Source organism: Prevotella sp. E13-27, from assembly GCF_023217965.1.
Taxonomy (GTDB): Bacteria; Bacteroidota; Bacteroidia; order Bacteroidales; family Bacteroidaceae; genus Prevotella.
Window position 1 is genome coordinate 814994 of sequence record NZ_JALPSC010000001.1, and the last position, 17061, is coordinate 832054.

At 40.7% G+C, this 17061-nt stretch carries 24 protein-coding genes; all 24 read right to left on the minus strand.

The genetic code is table 11. The annotated features are described in order from the left end of the window. Positions 1-4: 4 nt before the first annotated feature. Entirely contained in the window at positions 5-1270 is a 1266-nt protein-coding gene (locus tag M1L52_RS03340; protein WP_248613422.1) for a zinc ribbon domain-containing protein, read from the minus strand. A 12-nt stretch (positions 1271-1282) separates the two neighbouring features. Continuing rightward, entirely contained in the window at positions 1283-1810 is a 528-nt protein-coding gene (locus M1L52_RS03345; RefSeq protein ID WP_248613423.1) for a hypothetical protein, read from the minus strand. A 7-nt stretch (positions 1811-1817) separates the two neighbouring features. Continuing rightward, the gene (locus M1L52_RS03350) at positions 1818-2186 is read right to left on the minus strand and encodes a hypothetical protein (RefSeq protein ID WP_248613425.1); all 369 of its coding nucleotides are present in this window, start codon (positions 2184-2186) and stop codon (positions 1818-1820) included. Positions 2187-2199: 13 nt separating this feature from the next. Beyond that, the gene (locus M1L52_RS03355) at positions 2200-2733 is read right to left on the minus strand and encodes an NINE protein (RefSeq protein ID WP_248613426.1); all 534 of its coding nucleotides are present in this window, start codon (positions 2731-2733) and stop codon (positions 2200-2202) included. Positions 2734-2867: 134 nt separating this feature from the next. Then, the gene (locus M1L52_RS03360; RefSeq protein WP_248613427.1) at positions 2868-3095 is read right to left on the minus strand and encodes a hypothetical protein; all 228 of its coding nucleotides are present in this window, start codon (positions 3093-3095) and stop codon (positions 2868-2870) included. A 183-nt stretch (positions 3096-3278) separates the two neighbouring features. Continuing rightward, positions 3279-3512, minus strand: coding sequence for a hypothetical protein (locus M1L52_RS03365; RefSeq protein WP_248613428.1), 234 nt, complete (start codon positions 3510-3512; stop codon positions 3279-3281). 28 nt (positions 3513-3540) lie between these two features. Beyond that, positions 3541-4065: a hypothetical protein gene (locus M1L52_RS03370; protein ID WP_248613429.1), complete on the minus strand. Its 525-nt coding sequence runs from the start codon at positions 4063-4065 to the stop codon at positions 3541-3543. A 93-nt stretch (positions 4066-4158) separates the two neighbouring features. Beyond that, positions 4159-5808 (minus strand): ATP-binding protein, encoded by a 1650-nt coding sequence (locus M1L52_RS03375; RefSeq protein ID WP_248613430.1) that lies wholly within the window; start codon positions 5806-5808, stop codon positions 4159-4161. A 64-nt stretch (positions 5809-5872) separates the two neighbouring features. Further along, positions 5873-6400, minus strand: coding sequence for a hypothetical protein (locus M1L52_RS03380; RefSeq protein ID WP_248613431.1), 528 nt, complete (start codon positions 6398-6400; stop codon positions 5873-5875). A gap of 87 nt (positions 6401-6487) precedes the next feature. Then, positions 6488-8248, minus strand: coding sequence for a DUF262 domain-containing protein (locus tag M1L52_RS03385; RefSeq protein ID WP_248613432.1), 1761 nt, complete (start codon positions 8246-8248; stop codon positions 6488-6490). Further along, complete coding sequence (locus M1L52_RS03390; protein WP_248613433.1) at positions 8235-9953, minus strand: DUF262 domain-containing protein; 1719 nt, start codon at positions 9951-9953, stop codon at positions 8235-8237. Before M1L52_RS03390 ends, M1L52_RS03385 begins: the two co-directional genes overlap by 14 nt. Positions 9954-9985: 32 nt before the next feature. Further along, a complete protein-coding gene (locus M1L52_RS03395; RefSeq protein ID WP_248613434.1) occupies positions 9986-10477 on the minus strand; it encodes a 3'-5' exonuclease in 492 nt (163 codons plus the stop codon). Between the two features lie 17 nt (positions 10478-10494). After that, on the minus strand, positions 10495-11061 hold the full coding sequence (locus M1L52_RS03400) for a hypothetical protein (protein ID WP_248613435.1): 567 nt from the start codon (positions 11059-11061) through the stop codon (positions 10495-10497). Between the two features lies 1 nt (position 11062). Then, positions 11063-12112: a hypothetical protein gene (locus M1L52_RS03405; protein ID WP_248613436.1), complete on the minus strand. Its 1050-nt coding sequence runs from the start codon at positions 12110-12112 to the stop codon at positions 11063-11065. Between the two features lie 2 nt (positions 12113-12114). Then, complete coding sequence (locus M1L52_RS03410) at positions 12115-13017, minus strand: helix-turn-helix transcriptional regulator (protein ID WP_248613437.1); 903 nt, start codon at positions 13015-13017, stop codon at positions 12115-12117. Positions 13018-13102: 85 nt separating this feature from the next. Beyond that, positions 13103-13624, minus strand: coding sequence for an HAD domain-containing protein (locus M1L52_RS03415; RefSeq protein WP_248613438.1), 522 nt, complete (start codon positions 13622-13624; stop codon positions 13103-13105). Positions 13625-13758: 134 nt separating this feature from the next. Further along, entirely contained in the window at positions 13759-14079 is a 321-nt protein-coding gene (locus M1L52_RS03420) for a hypothetical protein (RefSeq protein WP_248613439.1), read from the minus strand. Positions 14080-14084: 5 nt separating this feature from the next. Further along, complete coding sequence (locus M1L52_RS03425; RefSeq protein ID WP_248613440.1) at positions 14085-14453, minus strand: hypothetical protein; 369 nt, start codon at positions 14451-14453, stop codon at positions 14085-14087. Next, on the minus strand, positions 14443-14658 hold the full coding sequence (locus M1L52_RS03430) for a hypothetical protein (RefSeq protein ID WP_248613441.1): 216 nt from the start codon (positions 14656-14658) through the stop codon (positions 14443-14445). Before M1L52_RS03430 ends, M1L52_RS03425 begins: the two co-directional genes overlap by 11 nt. A 236-nt stretch (positions 14659-14894) precedes the next feature. Further along, the gene (locus tag M1L52_RS03435) at positions 14895-15398 is read right to left on the minus strand and encodes a hypothetical protein (RefSeq protein WP_248613442.1); all 504 of its coding nucleotides are present in this window, start codon (positions 15396-15398) and stop codon (positions 14895-14897) included. Between the two features lie 86 nt (positions 15399-15484). Then, complete coding sequence (locus tag M1L52_RS03440) at positions 15485-15775, minus strand: hypothetical protein (RefSeq protein WP_248613443.1); 291 nt, start codon at positions 15773-15775, stop codon at positions 15485-15487. Positions 15776-15793: 18 nt separating this feature from the next. Beyond that, a complete protein-coding gene (locus tag M1L52_RS03445) occupies positions 15794-16129 on the minus strand; it encodes a hypothetical protein (RefSeq protein WP_248613444.1) in 336 nt (111 codons plus the stop codon). After that, entirely contained in the window at positions 16110-16655 is a 546-nt protein-coding gene (locus M1L52_RS03450) for a hypothetical protein (protein ID WP_248613445.1), read from the minus strand. Before M1L52_RS03450 ends, M1L52_RS03445 begins: the two co-directional genes overlap by 20 nt. 105 nt (positions 16656-16760) lie before the next feature. After that, positions 16761-17057, minus strand: a complete 297-nt coding sequence (locus M1L52_RS03455) for a hypothetical protein (protein WP_248613446.1) — start codon at positions 17055-17057, stop codon at positions 16761-16763. Between the last annotated feature and the right edge of the window lie 4 nt (positions 17058-17061).

Genomic DNA, 17061 nt, shown 5'->3' on the forward strand with positions numbered 1-17061 from the left:
TATATTAATCTTCAATAGGTTCATTACACTCAGGACAAATCTTACTATCAGCAGGGATAGTTTCGCCACAGGTCGGGCAAATCATCGTATCAACATGTGGCTCACCGCTCAATGGCTCATGGCAGTAAGGGCATGTTTCCAAACCCTTTTCCACCTTTTCGCCACATATAGAGCAGTCGATATATTCTTTTGGTTTACGTTGCCACTCTCCACAATACTTGCACTTCTTGGCTATATCAAGTATTTCCTCACCACAAATCATGCAGGTTTTTGTATGTTCCTCAATGTCAAGTGCAAGATGTGAAGCGTGAAGTGGCTCGTTGCAGATAGGACAGCGTTCTAATCCTTTCTCAACCTTCTCACCACAGACAGAACACCTGATAAGTTCCTTGGGCTTCTCCTGTTCTGTCAGCCATTCACCACAATACCTGCATTTGATAGCAGACTGTTGGATTACCTCACCACAATACGGACAGGTCTTAGTTCCCTCTAAAGGTGTCTGCTTGGCAGTTTCCACAGGTTTCACTACTGGAGGAGGTGGAGGAGGTGTAGGCTGGGTCTTATGCTGGGACTGTTGTACTGGATTCTGTATTGATGGCTTTTGGTATGTATTAACAATAAAAAGATTCGCCAATTTCTCGATTCGCCCTTTATGTCCCAAAACGAGTATGATCACGACGCCAATTCCTACATAGGTGAAAAACGGTATCATAATGGAATCGCTCATATCACCAGTATAGGGATTGAACACGCCAGAAGTTGCACCATTGATTAAATGAGCCAAACCAGTCACTCCGGCACGAAGAGCAAGAACTACACAAACACCTTGCCCTATGATACCAGCCCACAGCACCTCCTTGGAATACTTGAACATGCCAAAGATATAGACACCATAAGCCACGACGCATAGAATAAGACACCATAATGCCTTTGAATACTCACCATCTATGTTGTTGATCCATTGCTGAACTTCCGAAGTCCTTTCCCACGATGGCAGCACCCCTTCGTTTTCAGCAACACCACTAATTACCTCAGTAGCAGAACCAAATCCACCGCCCCAATTATTCAGGTCTCGATAGCTGTCAAGCTTGTAGATGATACCTACAGCTAAAGCAGCCAAGAGCAAACACATACAAGACAAAACAATCAGTGCCTTTGGCAAAGTTGCTGAAAGGTCTGCTCTGCCATAATGAGGATGGTTCTGAAGGATCTTTTTTGTTCCTACAGTGACTCCTATTAGAACTGCTATAATTAGGATGATGGTATTCATGCAGTCTTTACGCTATCTGTTGTTCGGATTAAAAACTATCAGGTTATATTCGTTTTGTCTTGAACTATAGTGTAGGGTGAAAACACAATCCTCACCGATTTTCTTGTATTGCCATTCCTTGTCATTGCCAAAGGAGTCTGTTTTAGTGGTCTTAAAACCCATATCGCGTAGCTGAGACATCCACCCTTGCGCTGCATCTTTGCCATAAACAATAGTTTCTACCCTATACACATCCATATCACCAGGAAGATAGTATATGGAAACGCATGTTGATTGTCCCACTTTGGCATTGCTAATCTCTACCCATCCTTGACTTGCATTTGAACCTACAGACATGACTTCCGCAGTACAATTCTTATAAAAGGCAGTTCCGTTACCCAGATCCAATTTCTTATAACCTGGCACACGTCCCATTGCCTGACAAGCAGCAGCATACTCTCTTGACATCATTTTAAGCATTTCTTTGGCACTCAGGAATTGTTGAGCACTCGCAGCTATTGAACACAACAATGCAATAGCGATAAAACACACCTTCTTCATATCGGTTTCAATTTATTGTAAATTCATCTATTTCTGGTTTGTCGTCTTGTTGTAAGTCGTAATCTTCATCTGGAAGTGTTAGTTCCGTAGAATTGTTCTCATTACCAGGATAGCTGTTATATTGCACAGGCTCATTACCTCCATTACTGGAATGAATTGAGAAGAAAACAACGAGGGCAATAATTAAAGCCCCAATCAGCATAAGAACTATTTTCTTGTTCGAGAAGATTGATTGTTTGGGGGCATTAGTTGAGATATTAGTTGGTTGCTGCATCACCGTGTTATTAGCATCAAGCCACTTACCACAATGCCTACACTTCTTTGCAACTGCTTTTATTTCACCTCCGCAATAGGGACATTTTTTAGTTTCTTCCATGTCTATTACTCTTTTAGAATGAACGACCAGCTAATTTTTCACCGCAATATGGGCAAATATCAAGACTTGCATCTGCTTCTTCTCCACAGATAGAGCAACGAATCATAACCTTCTTGGGCTTATCCAACCATTCGCCACAATACTTACATTTCTTCGCTACTTCCAAAATCTCTTCGCCACAATACGGACACCGTTTTGTAGGTTTGCTGCTTGAAGAAGATGTGGAATTGTTGGCTTGTGTTGGTGTGTATTGGGGACGTGGTTGTTGATATGAAGTCTGTTGCGGCTGCTGATAGCTATGAAAGCTACCCTTAAAATACTTTTTGTTGTATTCTGCATTAAATGCGTCATCATCCATTGAAAAGAGCTTAATAGCATCTATTATACAGACAATTAGAATAATTATTGGAATGATGACAGTCCAGAACCCTGCTATCAATGCAGCTAAATACCACCAGCCTTCTGTTGTCTTACCCAGATAGAACTTGTGAGCACCAAATCCTCCTAAAAGGAAGGCTAATAAAGCAGCGGTATTTTTATCTTTCATACCTATTGTTTAGACTTATATCTTGCCAAGTCAAGCCCAAACAAGGCATGTTTATATTCGATGTTTCGTTATATATACGAAAAGTGTGGGCCTCTTACATCACTCATCCCACTCCCAGGTCTCGCATTACCTCTCTAGTCAGGACAAGCAATGCGAACACCCACACCGAATATGATTATTTCTGCCACACCGATATATTGAATAACGATGCCACAGCACAGAATCATACCCAGAGTGGTGTCACAATTGCCTTTTTGACTAGAGATTCTTCCGTTTCCGGCCTTATCCTTCCAAGTTGCGAGTTTGGGAGTCAAATCAGCGTAGTAACACCAATCAGTATTATATGCGTTCTGCCTATCCATACAAACGGTAGTGCAGTCTGCGACTGCAAAGGTAAGCAAAAAAAGTCAAATATCGTTCTCTTTGCTCTGAAAACACAGTAAATAAAGGCATTTTTAACTCCATTATGCACATTTGCGGCCTTTTGAGCAAAAAGAAAGGCACATCATTATTGACATGCCTCTCCTAATAGATTGGGGAGTTTCTTATCCCATCCTCACGCAATCGAAGTACGACCGATTCATGTGGCTTGGGTCAATCTCAATCCCGTACTTACTCTTAAAGAGCTGTGCTAGCATAGGATGTTCGCGGGTCTGACCAAGAGGAGGTGTTGAAGATGCTGTGCTTGTCTCAACAAACATCCCTTTCTCAATCTTCTGACTTTTGTTCTTGCAAGGAGCATTAGTGCTGTTCTTTGCCGAAATTTTCCAGAGTGCCATAATGATAATGTTTAAGTGAATAACTATGTTAAGCAGTAATCTCGCAGATTAACTGTTTTTTCTGCTGGTTGACAATCTCATTCCACAACCTAGAATTCTGGAGTTTGGAGGCTGGTATATAGTCCTTGTATCTCTCGTAGAACTCAATGCCCTTCTCGTCATAGAGGCTGCAATTATAACGGTCGATGATTTCCTCCCAATTCCATTTGTCGGCATACTTTTCCAAAAGCTCATGTGTAAGTTCCAGGCTACTGTTCTCTGACAATTCAGCCCAGTTCCACTTGTCCTTGAATGCGTCGATAATAGCTTCTGTTAGTGTTTCCGTCTCAGCGTTTCTAGAAAACTTGTCCCAATCAATACGATTCTTGAATTTTTGAATCATCGGAATCGTCCAGAGAATGTTGGTATTCTCTGACACCTCGTGCCAGTCTACCTTGTCCTGGTACTTTTCCAATAAGCTCTCAGACCAGTTGTAGTTTCCTGAAAGCTCTTTCCATGCTTCATCTGTGGAGATCTTCTGCATGAATTCATTACTTAATGCCTTTGTTGCCATAATACAAAATGATTAAATGTTATACTGTTTGTTACCTAGATAATGCAAAGGTAAAGTTTGCTTATGCCGAATGGAGGCACAACTTTTATTTTTTTACAAGCAGAACCCGATTTTTCTTGTTCCTTTTGCTTCAAGCCTCTCGCTTTCACAATAAGCGGACAGTTCTTCTATGATATTCTCAGGATCTCCATGAAGGATATTCCCAATGGTATAATGCCGGGCAATATTCTCTATCTGACCGCCGCTGAAATCATACTTAGCAGCCAATACCCTTGCTTCCTCTTCCTTCAGGACTGGTATCATTTCGCGCCACATGCTTATACGAGCTTCCACGGTTGGTTTCTCGAACTTGATTTTGTAGAGGAATCGACGCTCAAAGGCTTTATCCATGTTCTGTGCCAGGTTAGTTGTGGCAATGAGGATTCCATCAAGCGTTTCCATTTCCTGAAGGATAATGTTCTGGATAGAGTTTTCCATCTTGTCAACAGCCTTTTCAGCACCTTCTTGACGCTTACCAATAACTGCATCAGCCTCGTTGAATAGCAGTATGGGGGCAATGTTACTCTCCTTGACTTTTGCACGGTAATTGTCGAATACTTGCTTAATGTTCTTTTCACTCTCGCCCACCCACATGCTTTTTATCTGTGATATGTTGACTTGAAGAATGTCTCGCCCTGTCTGTCTAGCTAGTTGTAGCACGGTCTCGGTCTTGCCAGTTCCTGCGGATCCATAGAAAAGACAAGTAAACCCACAACGGAAGCCTGTCTCTTTCATTCTTGCATGAACTTGCTTATACTGTTCTTCGTCTAAGAGCTTGCCCAATTCGGTTATCTGAGAACCAATCTTCTCTCCGTAGAATAATTTTTTGGGGATAATATCTTCTGACCTGACCATATCACCACGTTTTCTATTCTGGGTCATGGAGGAAAGGCCAAGTTCGTCAAACAGTTCTCGCTTTGCCTCAGAAGTCATCCTCATTGAGTCTCTGTTTACGAATCCATCTTCATTGTTATGCTCTATCAGTTTCTCTTCAAACAGGATATGATCACCGTTGTTTAGTCTCTGTTTCAAGTAGGATTTGTCATGCCTGTATTCATAGAGAAATTCAACATCACGGTATCTGATATTGTCATCATTGTTGTTAACAAACAGATGAGAGAACAGAATCAACAACATTTCTTCATGTTCCTCAAAGTCATAGCTCTTAACTTTCTGAACAAATACCAGTTGGTCGTTACAATTGAAAAGATGATGTATCTTCTCAACTGTTGCTTCATACTTCAACTCTTTGCTTTCACGCATATTGAAGATGTCCTCTAATTCTGCAAATAGTTCATGGCATGATAAGCCTGAACAATCTTTGGGAACATACATTTCATCTTTCTTGAACGCCTCGATTACTTCAATTGGAACTCTATATGTTATACTGTTGCTATCACGGCAGCACCTTACAAGTTCCCTCTTTTCCAACACGTCAATGTCTGACATGTATCGTAGAATCCTAGTGGTTCGGCAATCCAGGAACTTACCAAAGTCACTAATTGAAATGCTGGTGTCAGAACTGTTATCAATAAACAGTGCCATCATCACGCTCTGCTCCTTGGTAAGTTTCATCTTATCGGACACATATTTAATATATCTGTCAGCCTTTCGGTAGAACTCGCTACTAAGTCCTGTACCCTTTGCTTTTTCCATAATCTGCTCTACTGCTGTGAGCAAATCCAATTTCTTTCCTGCTGCCATTTTCTTATGCCTTTTTTGTTCATGTGAATTATTATGGCACAAAGTTACGAGCGAGATATGCCGTTTAGGGGCATAGGTTGGAAAAATTTGGGGAAACGAATAAAAAAACTGTCTTTTTCTTTTCTATGGCATCTTTTTCAACCTTAGAAAGAACCCGTGAAATATCGGTTTCATCCTCCCACCACATTTTCGCCACATCATCCACGAGAATGATATTAAAGCTACAATTGGCTAAAGACAGCCAGCCATCGCCATCGAATTGAACATAATTTGACCAAAAAGATCCATTCGGTAAATAATCATTTAGCTCTTCTGGATGCCACAGAAAGCCATGAGTTTTATATTCTGACAGTTCTTGCTCTAGCCAATTGTATTCAAGTTCGTCAGTTGCGCTTTCAAGACAGTCCTTTCTTACCAGAGAGAACACTTCGTTTTGTATTTCCTTCTTGGCATAGGTTAGTACGGTTAAAGGCTGACCTAAGTCTATACCTATTTCATAGATAAAACTGCTAACATCCACTACAGGTTGACTTGACCTAACAAGCCATAAGCCAGGCTGGATGACCTTCTCAAATGAATCAACGATTTCCATACTATACACGTTTTATTGTGCAAAAATAAAATGGAGCTATGCCGTTTTGGGGCACAACTCCTTAAAAAAGAATTGTTTATCTTCAAATCATTCTATGTCGTAGGATTTCACTAGCAAATCATACATTTTTGCTTGGTGGGCGTTCTTTACGTCAACTTTCCAGCCTGAAGGTGACTTCTCCGCATCAAGATACATTAGATACATTTTGATACTTTGTAGTGCATGATTGTGAGCTTGATCCATGATTCTTGCAAATTTGACTGTCACTGGATCGTCGCTTTGTTGAGAGTTGAAGCTTTGCGAAATCATTGCAAGATTGCCAAATGAGTGTATATCCTCATTATCCCATACGTCATTGTTTTCTTGATGTTGAGGATGAAGATGCTCAATGGATCTGTTTGCCCTAAACACATACTCGTCAATAATTTGTTTCTCTTCTTCTGTCAAATCAAATTCTTCCTTTCGCTCCCACAAATAGTAGTCCAATCTCCAGAACCAATATCTGTCTATTCCATTGTCATAAGTCATTTCGCTTACGTCAGTTGGAAGAGTGTGAAGAGAGTTGTCTATCTCTTTTATCCACAGCAACAAGTGGTTTGTATCTTGTACTTGTTCCTTATGCAGTCTTTCCAAAGTAGGTTTCAGCCAGTTATAAAAGGGAGTTTGAGATACATACAGCATGGACTGATATTGCTTCAAAGCTTCTGCTGATGACCCTCTCTTGAAAACGATGTCATATTTGTTAGCGTTCTCGTCACCCTCTTTGTAAACAATATAATAGTCAAGCAACAAGCGATAGAATAAAAGCTGATTGTAAAAGTCTTGCTTGTCTGGGATAGGATGTAAATCGTATATCTTCAACAACTCATTTCGATAGAACGAATAGGATCCTGAAAGATCCAAGTGCAGGTCAATGACCATCATTAAGAACTCCGGAAATGTGATAAAACTCCGTTCTCCTGTTTCAGTAAACGACTGTTTGAAGTCCTGTTGCTTGGCTTCAATACTACCAATCTCATTATTGTCTTCTGAGTCATAAGAACTCTCGCACAATTCAAATGCTTCATCATATTTGTGGCTTCTACACAATCCAATGGCATGTTCGTACTTGGAACGATAATCTTCCTCCAGGTCTTTTTCGTCTCGTTTTATTATAGGACGATTAAGGTCACAAACGGCATTCCATATTCGCGTAAGATGCTCTTTGTTGTCCTCGCCTTGCATTAGCCGTACTTTCAAAATCTCATGTTGTTCCAAGCCTTTGCCCCCTGCATTCATGGCTTCAAAGTATTTGTTAAGCGAAGCAGGGTTGTTTGCGTATGATGCAGGCAACTCAGAAAAGAAGAACGACATTCTACAATAAACACTCTTTGCAAAAGCTTTTCGCTGATCTTCGGTGGAGAATTGAGAAACCATGAAGTCTGATATTACTTGTTTTCCCTCCTCCATTTTCCTATTAGGATCAATCACCTCTGCCTGACCATTTATCACAGCTGCAAGGTATTCATTATCTTTTGTTCTTGAAATGAATCTCAGCCTCTTTCCATCGTCTAAGAAGTTATTCCATTCTTGATAATAATGTCGCAAGACAATGGCTACAAGTGTCATTACCGTAAATCTTTGTTGGCCATCAATTAGATCATAATGATTGCCTGACTTGATACATGACAGCATCCCCAAGTAATAAGGAGTACCATCATCATGGGACGGCTCAAAGTGATTCTTAAGGTCGTAAAGCAATCCTATGACCTGTTCTTCTCCCCAGGAGAACAAACGCTGATAGAGAGGAATGGAAAAAGATAATTTTTCCTCTACAATCTTTTCTGGTGTATATCTATAGGTATTCATTGTTATACTTATCAATTATTGTCATGTCTGTAAAATCATCGTATAGGTCGGAGAACATATCCTGTAAACGCTGATAGAACCTCATGCCTATCCCCTGTTCTTCTACGTCTCTGCCATTTTTCTTTATTGTGGAAACACATTCTGCCAGAAAGAATGTGGGTGAAGATGCTTGATCTATCATCATCACGATTTCAGAATCTTTTGCATACTCTCTTATCTTATAAGCCAATGCGCGGGTAGCTTCATATCTGTGTTGAGCAATGTACCCAGATATACAGAACAAAGCCTCAGTCAGATACTGCTCACCGAATTTCAAATAATATCCAAATAACAGTGTTTCAATAACATCTGCATATTTCCAATGCGATTCCCATTTTAGGTGATTACGCAAGGCTCTAACTTGACGTGTCCCTGAGAACTGCTTAAACCTATTCACAAAGTGTTCAGTATATGCAAAGAAGTGAGAACCACCTTGGATCTTCTCGTAAAAATCAAATTTCTCACCAAAAGGAGGTATCTCAGGGAGTATAAGGGCAGAAGAAAATTCTTCTTTAACACAGAAGCGTTCATCTGGGTTGAAGTTCTTTTTCCTCATCCATTTCCTGAGTCGGAACAAATGTGCGGCAAGAGTTTTTTCCAAAGAAGGATAATCATTTTCAATCAGATCATTCCACCTGCTTGCCAAATGCTCTGCTTGTTTTTCAATAAAAATATAGCGTAGATGGTGTGCTTTTAACAAGTCATAGTCTGATAGCGGTACACCCTTGGAATTTTCATTGGAAAAGAAGGTGTATGCCAAATCCAAGCGGCTTTCTTTAAGAATCAGTACGGTAAAAATGAGTTGGTTTATGATTCTACTACATAGAGTTTCATCATACGACCTTGATGTCAAATGCTTGATTAACCATCTGCTGTTTGCCACATGCTTCTTGGAGTTTTCAGAAAGGAACTTCTGGGTTAGCAATGGCATATTTCCCTGATAGTTTAATTCTCGAACTATTAGGGTTAAAGTAACCAATCTTTGTTGCCCATCAATAACAGCATAATTGCCATTTGGGTCTTTTTGCAGAATGATAGTACCTAAATGGTATTCGCCATCATGGGGAATCTCCTTCAAACTATCCCAAAGAGCCTTAACCTGCTTATCTTCCCAGCAATAGTTTCTTTGATAATCTGGAATGACAAGGTTATTCCCAAATAGTTTGCCCAAAGAACACGTAGCCAGGCATACTTCATCATCATTCAGCCCTTCCTCTGAGAAAACGGTATCTCCCTTATATGCTTCCACACTAGGATTGACAGATGTCCGACGAATTATCTTTTCAATAATTGGATCAAAGATACCCATTATTTCAACAAAAGCATTCATAAGCTGTTCCCAATTATCTGTAGCAGCGTCTATTCTGCAACGGCATTGATTCCTTCCTTGCCACCCCAACCAATGTAATTTCGGGTTTCTGGAAGTCTGGAATCTCAATTCCTTTGCAAAATACTTATAATCCGAACTTTGGTATTTTCCTTCAAGATGTAACTCAACTGCACCTCCAATATACTCATAATGGAGATCCTTGTCATCTTTCAAGACAGTGGTGACATAAAGATACCTACTGGACTGCCATGTACGATACTCATGGTAGGCATATACATATCTTTCAGGAAAGCAATCCTTAATGAACTTTTCTAAATGTTGGTCAATCCATGCCATAGTATTACTTTTTAATCGATTCTATTTTTATTTCAAAGGATTTCTCTTGCTATCCAGGCACAAGCTTCTGCATCTGCCAGTGCATGATGGTGATTCTCTAACTGATAACCACACTCTGCGGCCACCGTATGCAACTGATGATTCTCTAAGTCAGGGAAACTACGACGTGATGCACACAACGTATCGTAGAAATCATAGTCGGGATAGTCCATCTGATAAACACGGAACACTGCCTTCAGACACCCTTCATCAAATGGCTTGTTGTGGGCCACAAGAGGCAAGCCCTGGATTAATGGCTCTATCTGCGCCCATACTTTCGGAAACACGGGAGCATCTTCTGTATCTTCCCGGCATAGGCCATGTACCTGGGAACACCAATAGTTATAGTAGTTTGGTTCTGGTTGGATAAGTGAATAGAAAGAATCCACTATCTCACCATCCCTAACAATGACAACTCCTACAGAACAAACGGAAGAGCGTTCATTATTTGCCGTTTCAAAATCTATAGCTGCAAAATTCTTCATATATTATGTCTTTTCTGTTATTTCAGCAAATCTTCTATTTTGTCCCACCTTTCCTCGGCAATTTTCAGTCCGTTCTGTGACTGTGAAGCTAAAGGATTCTGATATTCAGGATATGTGTATTTTAATGATGACTTACCAGGTTGGTTTTTACCTTCCAACCATTCAGTAAAAACTCCAACTATCGGTTTGCATGTCAGAGTTCGATTCCAGTCTTTTACATACCAAAGGTTGCTCGAAACGATTAGTTTCTTGACCTCATCTTTTGATAAGATATAGAACTTCATTTCGGAATAGTTTTCTTTAGGCATATACACAAATACCCACGGACCGATAATCGAAGTGTCAATATTAGGTATTGTACCATCCAACTCAGAAGTGAAGCCTGTCAATATGTTATGTGTTGTTCCGGTTTTGACCTGTATCATAACACTCTTCCCTGTTTCTGGGTTCATACAAACCAGATCAGCATTTTTGTAATTCTGAAATGAACTGTTGATATTGATTACATCAAAGCCTTTCTTCAATAATTCCAAGGCTACAGCGGTTTCGCCTATAGCACATATTCTTGTATTATCTTTCTTCATGTTAGTCTTTTCCTATTCCGTGTAACGAACCAAGTGCAAAGAATATCCATCTAGGCAATATAACATTGCGGATATTGTATTTATACCATTCGTCAAAAGCGGTTACAACTTTGAATTTGTAGTTCGAATCGATATGGAAAATACCTTTGAAATCAGCAAGGACAAACGTTTCGTCAGGACGGCTATGGGCATAGATTAAGAATTCGTTAAACGCCTTTTTCATGTCACCGATAAAATCGTCCTTATCTGGCATTGGGATTTCATAGTATTTTTTGACTTGATAATCTGGAAGATTGTCTGCGAAGATGAAGTAGCATGGTTCTCCGTTCTCATCTTCATCATTTGCTTCACAATCTCTGAAATATGTTAGAGTCTTGTCATCAGTAAGTACCTCCTCAATCTCGTCATAAGCGAAACGTTGCATTTTCTTTCGCAAGGACGTGCCTTCAATAAACGTCGGAGCGTTCATTGCTACGGAAGCTTTTTCGCCTATTTCGGCAAAAGAAGGCCCACCTTGGCAGAAGGCATCTACTGCCCACATTACAAACATGGGATTATACTCTTTGAACATCGTTGGATTTACATTTACGAAAGCTGTACCGTCTTTGTGAATGGCACCACGTCCTTCAAACAAAATGTCGCAGTTGTCACCAGCCAAACCTGGCAATTCTGCATCATTAAAGTATCTAACTAAAGATGTATAGCCTTGATGTGTCACTACGTCACCAGTAAAAATATCTCTGCCCATATCGTCCTTTAACTTTGTGTCAACACCTGCAAAGATGACTGGCACAGTGGATAAAAGCGTATGAGCAAGTTGGTCATTTTTGTGGTAAGGAACATAGTCTTTATCTTTGGTGATTAGCATCATAACATCACCATCGAAATAAAAATCACCAAAGTAGGCATAGTCAAACTTACCCCAAGGGTTAATGAATCGTACACGTCGGCTTAACAAAAACCTCTTAATGTCTTTGCGTTCCATAATGTCACGATAGTATATACGGCACATGTCCTGTATTCCACGAAAGCTAAAATTGACTTTATCCATAGTTATTCCTTATATTTGTTCCACATTCTTTTTATTATGCCACCGATTTCCTTACGGAGCCAGAAGGGTTCCAACACCTCAACATCTTCGCCATTGGATAGAAGTTCAATAATGAAATCGAACTCAGGACGTAAACGATATGTAAATATACTGTATTCGTCGTTCCTCTCCACCTCATCCTGAGAAGAATGAAGCTTTAATGAACGTATATAGTTCGCTTGACCTGCTGAAACTTTGATTATTACCGTCTCTGTCTTTCTTTTGGTTCCTGCTATCACACCATAACAATCTTGGAAGAACACCGACGGCTCAAAATCTTCTGGCATTTTGAACTTATCCTTTTGCTTCCATAATCCATAGATGCGATCAAGAGAATAAATCATCACTTTGTTATAGTAAGGACTGAGGGCTACCATGTACCAACGCTGTTTGAATAGCTTGACGCAGAGAGGATGCACATTAAACGTGTGGCTCTCTTCACGCCAATAACTCTGATAAGTAATGCGGATAACATTGTTGGTTTTCATTGCCTCAATTATCATTGGCAGATACTTAACTCCTGAAGGTATATCTTCAAGTAGGATGCGGTCTTTCAACTGTTGGCTATCCAAAAGTAGGTTGCTCACAGATATTGTACTTAGTAGCCAACTGCGAAGTCCACCATTTTCGACTTCTCGCGCGTTACCTATATAATAATGGTAGCCACCTTTACGTTCACAGTCAATGACAAGACCGAACATTTCCTCTGCTGCAATACGCCATTTGTGAAATGTTCGTAAAGGTATTGGTTCTACGTCCATGTCATCGTCCAGCCACTTCTGATTGATTTCTTCAAAAGTTATATGACCAGCATTATAGATGGTTTCTACCAGCCAGACGTATTTTCCTAATAGATTTTTAGCCATAATCTGAAAATGTTTCTGCAAAGATAATCAAAACATGTGTAAAATTGAGGCATAAGTTATAAAAAATGCTGTTTATTAAAGTTTTTTATCCAACTTCTGCTTCTAATATCTGGATTATTCTGTCAGCCACCTCGCTCGTAAGCCCCTCTCTTGAATCAGTTTTTACGAAATGAGCAGCTTGACTAGTAAAGAACAAATCCTCATCATCAACTATACAGTAAGGGTTGTTTGCTGCTCTATGTAATTCAATCCAAGCAAATACCTCCAGTCCTTTTGAATATTTCACAGCTTGAACTATATTGGAATCTGTCTCTGGGATATAAAAGTTGGCAGATACCAAAGTAGGAGTAACAGAATGAAGATGCGATGGCAACTGCCTATACCACCACATTTCGTCTAAATACCCAAAACCCATTTCTTTCCATGATGAAGAAATTACAATCCTGGCATTTGTTGCAACAATGACACGTTCTAATTGAGCAACAGCCTGGGGATCAAACAACTCTCCATACTCATCAGACCTATCAAGTTGATTCTTGAACAAATAGGCTTGGTATTCAGTCGTATTCAAAACACCATCTAAATCTAAAAACAAATACTTTTCCATATCAGAATTCAAATAACTGGGGACAAATATAAAAATAAGGTATGCCAAATAGAGGCACAAGTCATAAAAAAGTTTCATATAAAGGACAAAAAAGAAAAGCATACCATTCCTGATATGCCCTCCTTTCAGAGTAGTCAATAGTAGTCTATCCTGTGTGCATACTTGGGATTCGTGAATGTCTTTTCCAGTTCCTCGTATATCCCAACCTGATCCTCGATAGAAAACTCTGACAGTTCGATTGAATCAGCGTACTCGTCAAGCAGAATCCTTACCGATTCCTTTCCTGGGTCGATATAGATTTTGTCGATATGATACACTTCTTCCTCGTAGTAGCTGAAGGACTGTCTTATTTGCAAGCCACCCAACCCAACCTCACAGTCTCTTTTTGCCAGGTCGATAATGGCTTTCTTTACCTTTTCCTTCAGTTCTTTCAGTTGTTGCTTGATACTCTCCATAATCGTTAGTCTAACCATGAAGTCCAATATGATTCTCCCTTGCCGTCATCATAGAGGTCGTTGTATTCCTCTTCCGACAAGTGCTTATGCAAACACTCTTCCGAACAATAATACTCAGCACCGTTCTCAATGCAAAATCCCTCGTACATGGGGCTTCCACATTCTGAACAGCATCGTATATGTTCCAAATCCAGTTCATCTACAAGAGTATCTGTTGTGCTATGCCCAATTACATAGTCTGCCATAAACTCCTGTATGTCCCTTGCCTCCAGTCCACCGTTGTCTTTTATGAGCTGGTGGAAAAAGCTCTCCAGATTTGAGGATGCCAAAACTTCTTGTCTCAGCACTTCCTTTGGGTCTTTCTTACATTCCATATTCTCGTTCTGTTATTTCGTTTACACTCATCCACTCACAGTCACGCAAGCGGAATTCATACTTATCTTCCAACGTGTGAAGAAAGTCCTCAAAGTCCTCATATTTCTCGGCCTCTTTCAGTTCTTCGTCCGTCAGTTGAATCTTGATTAGGGTACCTCCTGTATAGTCCAGGAGTAACACAAACTTTGTCTGATTCTTACTCATACTCTTTCCTGTTTAATGGCCAAGGGTCAGTCAGCAGCACATAAGCTACTAATGTTAATGCGACCCTCAGCAGGAATCTTGTTGATGTTTTCATTTTCTTACTAGTCTTATAAATTTGATTTCACTTGCCGTCGGATATAACCTTCGGCATTTCTGGTAGGCATAGCTCGGATTGTTGGACTGTGCATATGCCTTGAAATCCGAACCTGCCACCGTTACCATAAACTCATAGGTGTTCATTCTGATACCACTTCGTATGCGTTAAAGTATATCATCTTGTCATCATCTTCCGTGTTGCAGTTCCAGTCGCTGATGGCTTGTTCCATATCAGCCCTGGTCTTGACTTCCTTTCCGATGATTTCCGATACATAGGTACAGACACCCTCGATTGTAGTAAAGTATTCATAGTCCAAATCATACTCGATGCGGAAACGGTCTTTGAAATAGTTGCCGCCTGTATCGTTAGTAATGAATACACCCATGCCATCCTCTTCTGCCATGTAGTAGATTTCAAGGGATGGATAGGTTTCCTTGACTAGTTTGAATACCTCGTTCATAGGCCCCCAAGCGGTTTCTGTGTTGAAACGGAGTATTGATCCGTTCCAATCCAGGTCACTCCAGGAACCTCTGCAATAAACCTTCTGCCAATCTGCTCCCAGCTTAGTTACAAGGCATCCCAGCCATGTCTTGCCGAAAGAATTGTCAACTAAAGGTTTCCTTCTGTTTTCCAGATTGTTCATTTTGCTAAACAAACTCTGGACTTCTTTCCTCTTTCCGTCTATGACGTATGAGGTATAGCACCAATTCGGCATATCTACTCCTTTCTTTAAGCGATAGTGAAATAGGTGCAATGATTGAAGTCTGGGGAGAATGGTGAGAAGGAAATCATCTTGAATCCCTTGCCGAAACGTCCCCGGTACTTCTCCAGTGAAAACTTCTTTGGCGTAGCCTTTCCCCTTGCTACCGATGTGTGGTGTGGGAGAAAGCCATGCTTGATAAGTCGCTTTACTGTGTTTCGCTGCTCCTGGCTAAAGATGTAAGCCTGTGCAGCAGCCTTCTTTGTAGGATGGAGCGTCTTGATGGTCGCCCGATCCTGATTGTTAATGTCGATAATCATAATGTTTAATTTATAATGTTAATAAAGTCTCTTTGGTCGATAGACACTGGCTTTAGATGCAGGTGGCTGTACTTTCTTGAAGCAAGCTCCCCATCCCCACCAGTGGTTTTCAACATTCTCAGTCAGTTCTTCTACGGTCATTCCCTCCTTGTAATGGCGGCAAACGTCCCGTATCAGTTCGTCCTCAAATCCGTCTTGTTTCGGATTCAAGCCCATGTAGTCGGTGTCGATAGTGATGTTCCACTCGTCCACACCTTCAGGTTCCTCAAAGTAGATGGTGCATGGCATTGTGATAGTCCTTGCCCCATTCCTTTTCTTCCTGTTTACGATAATGTCATCTACTACTATTGCCATCTTTTTGGTCGATAAAGTTGATGATTTCAAATAGTTCGTTGAGTGACATATCTTCAATCGGCTCCTTGAATTCCTCTGGAGCATCTTCCTCATCTTCATTCAGGTGGTCTGGGTAGGCAGGTTCCTCCTCATATTCCACTTGACAGATGTGATGATCCATGTAGATTGATGTGTAGTGCCGATTGACAACAATTCCGTTATCGTTGCAGTCTGTCACCTCGAATCCAAGTTTTACCCCCTTCTCCTTGGTGTTCCAGACATACTTCGCCAAGGCATTCAGTACGCTTTCCCTTGCGTCCGTGAATATAGCCATTAGCGGATTGATTTCGTTTCCCCATCGTTTGAAAGCATCTTCGGGTTTGTATAGGTCATCTGGAAATGCCCATTTTATGCCCTGCTCATTAGATGTGATGGGTACAAGCCCCTGGCTTCTCCAGAACTCTTCGCCCTTGACAGGCATATTGAATCTTTTGAAGAAGCCCCTGTTCTCGCCCAGGGTGCGCCAGAAAACGGTTTCCCCAGACATGTACGGTTCTTTGTCTAACATTGTTGTCTCTTTTTTGCTGCTATGCTAGTCTTTCAGCGAAACGCCAAACCCAGTCATAGTAGCGGTTAATAAATCTTCTAATCATTAGTCCCATTCGTTTAAGTTCCACGATTCAATTTCATAGTTCACGCTGTAGCCCTGAGTCTGGTCGCTATCCTCGAAGTCCTTCCTGAGCCGACGTTTTATTTCAGCCTCACGTTGCCTCTTTGTAAGGGGTATCATTTCGTGGATGCTCTCAAAGAACTCATGGTCATCTATTGCGTGGTTTTTCACGATGGCATTGACGGCAGCAGTCCTGGAGGTGAATACCCCCTTGAATTCCTTTTTTGCCGTACTATGCCAGGCATCTGTCTCAAAGACAGTGAATACTTGTCTTGCCATAGTT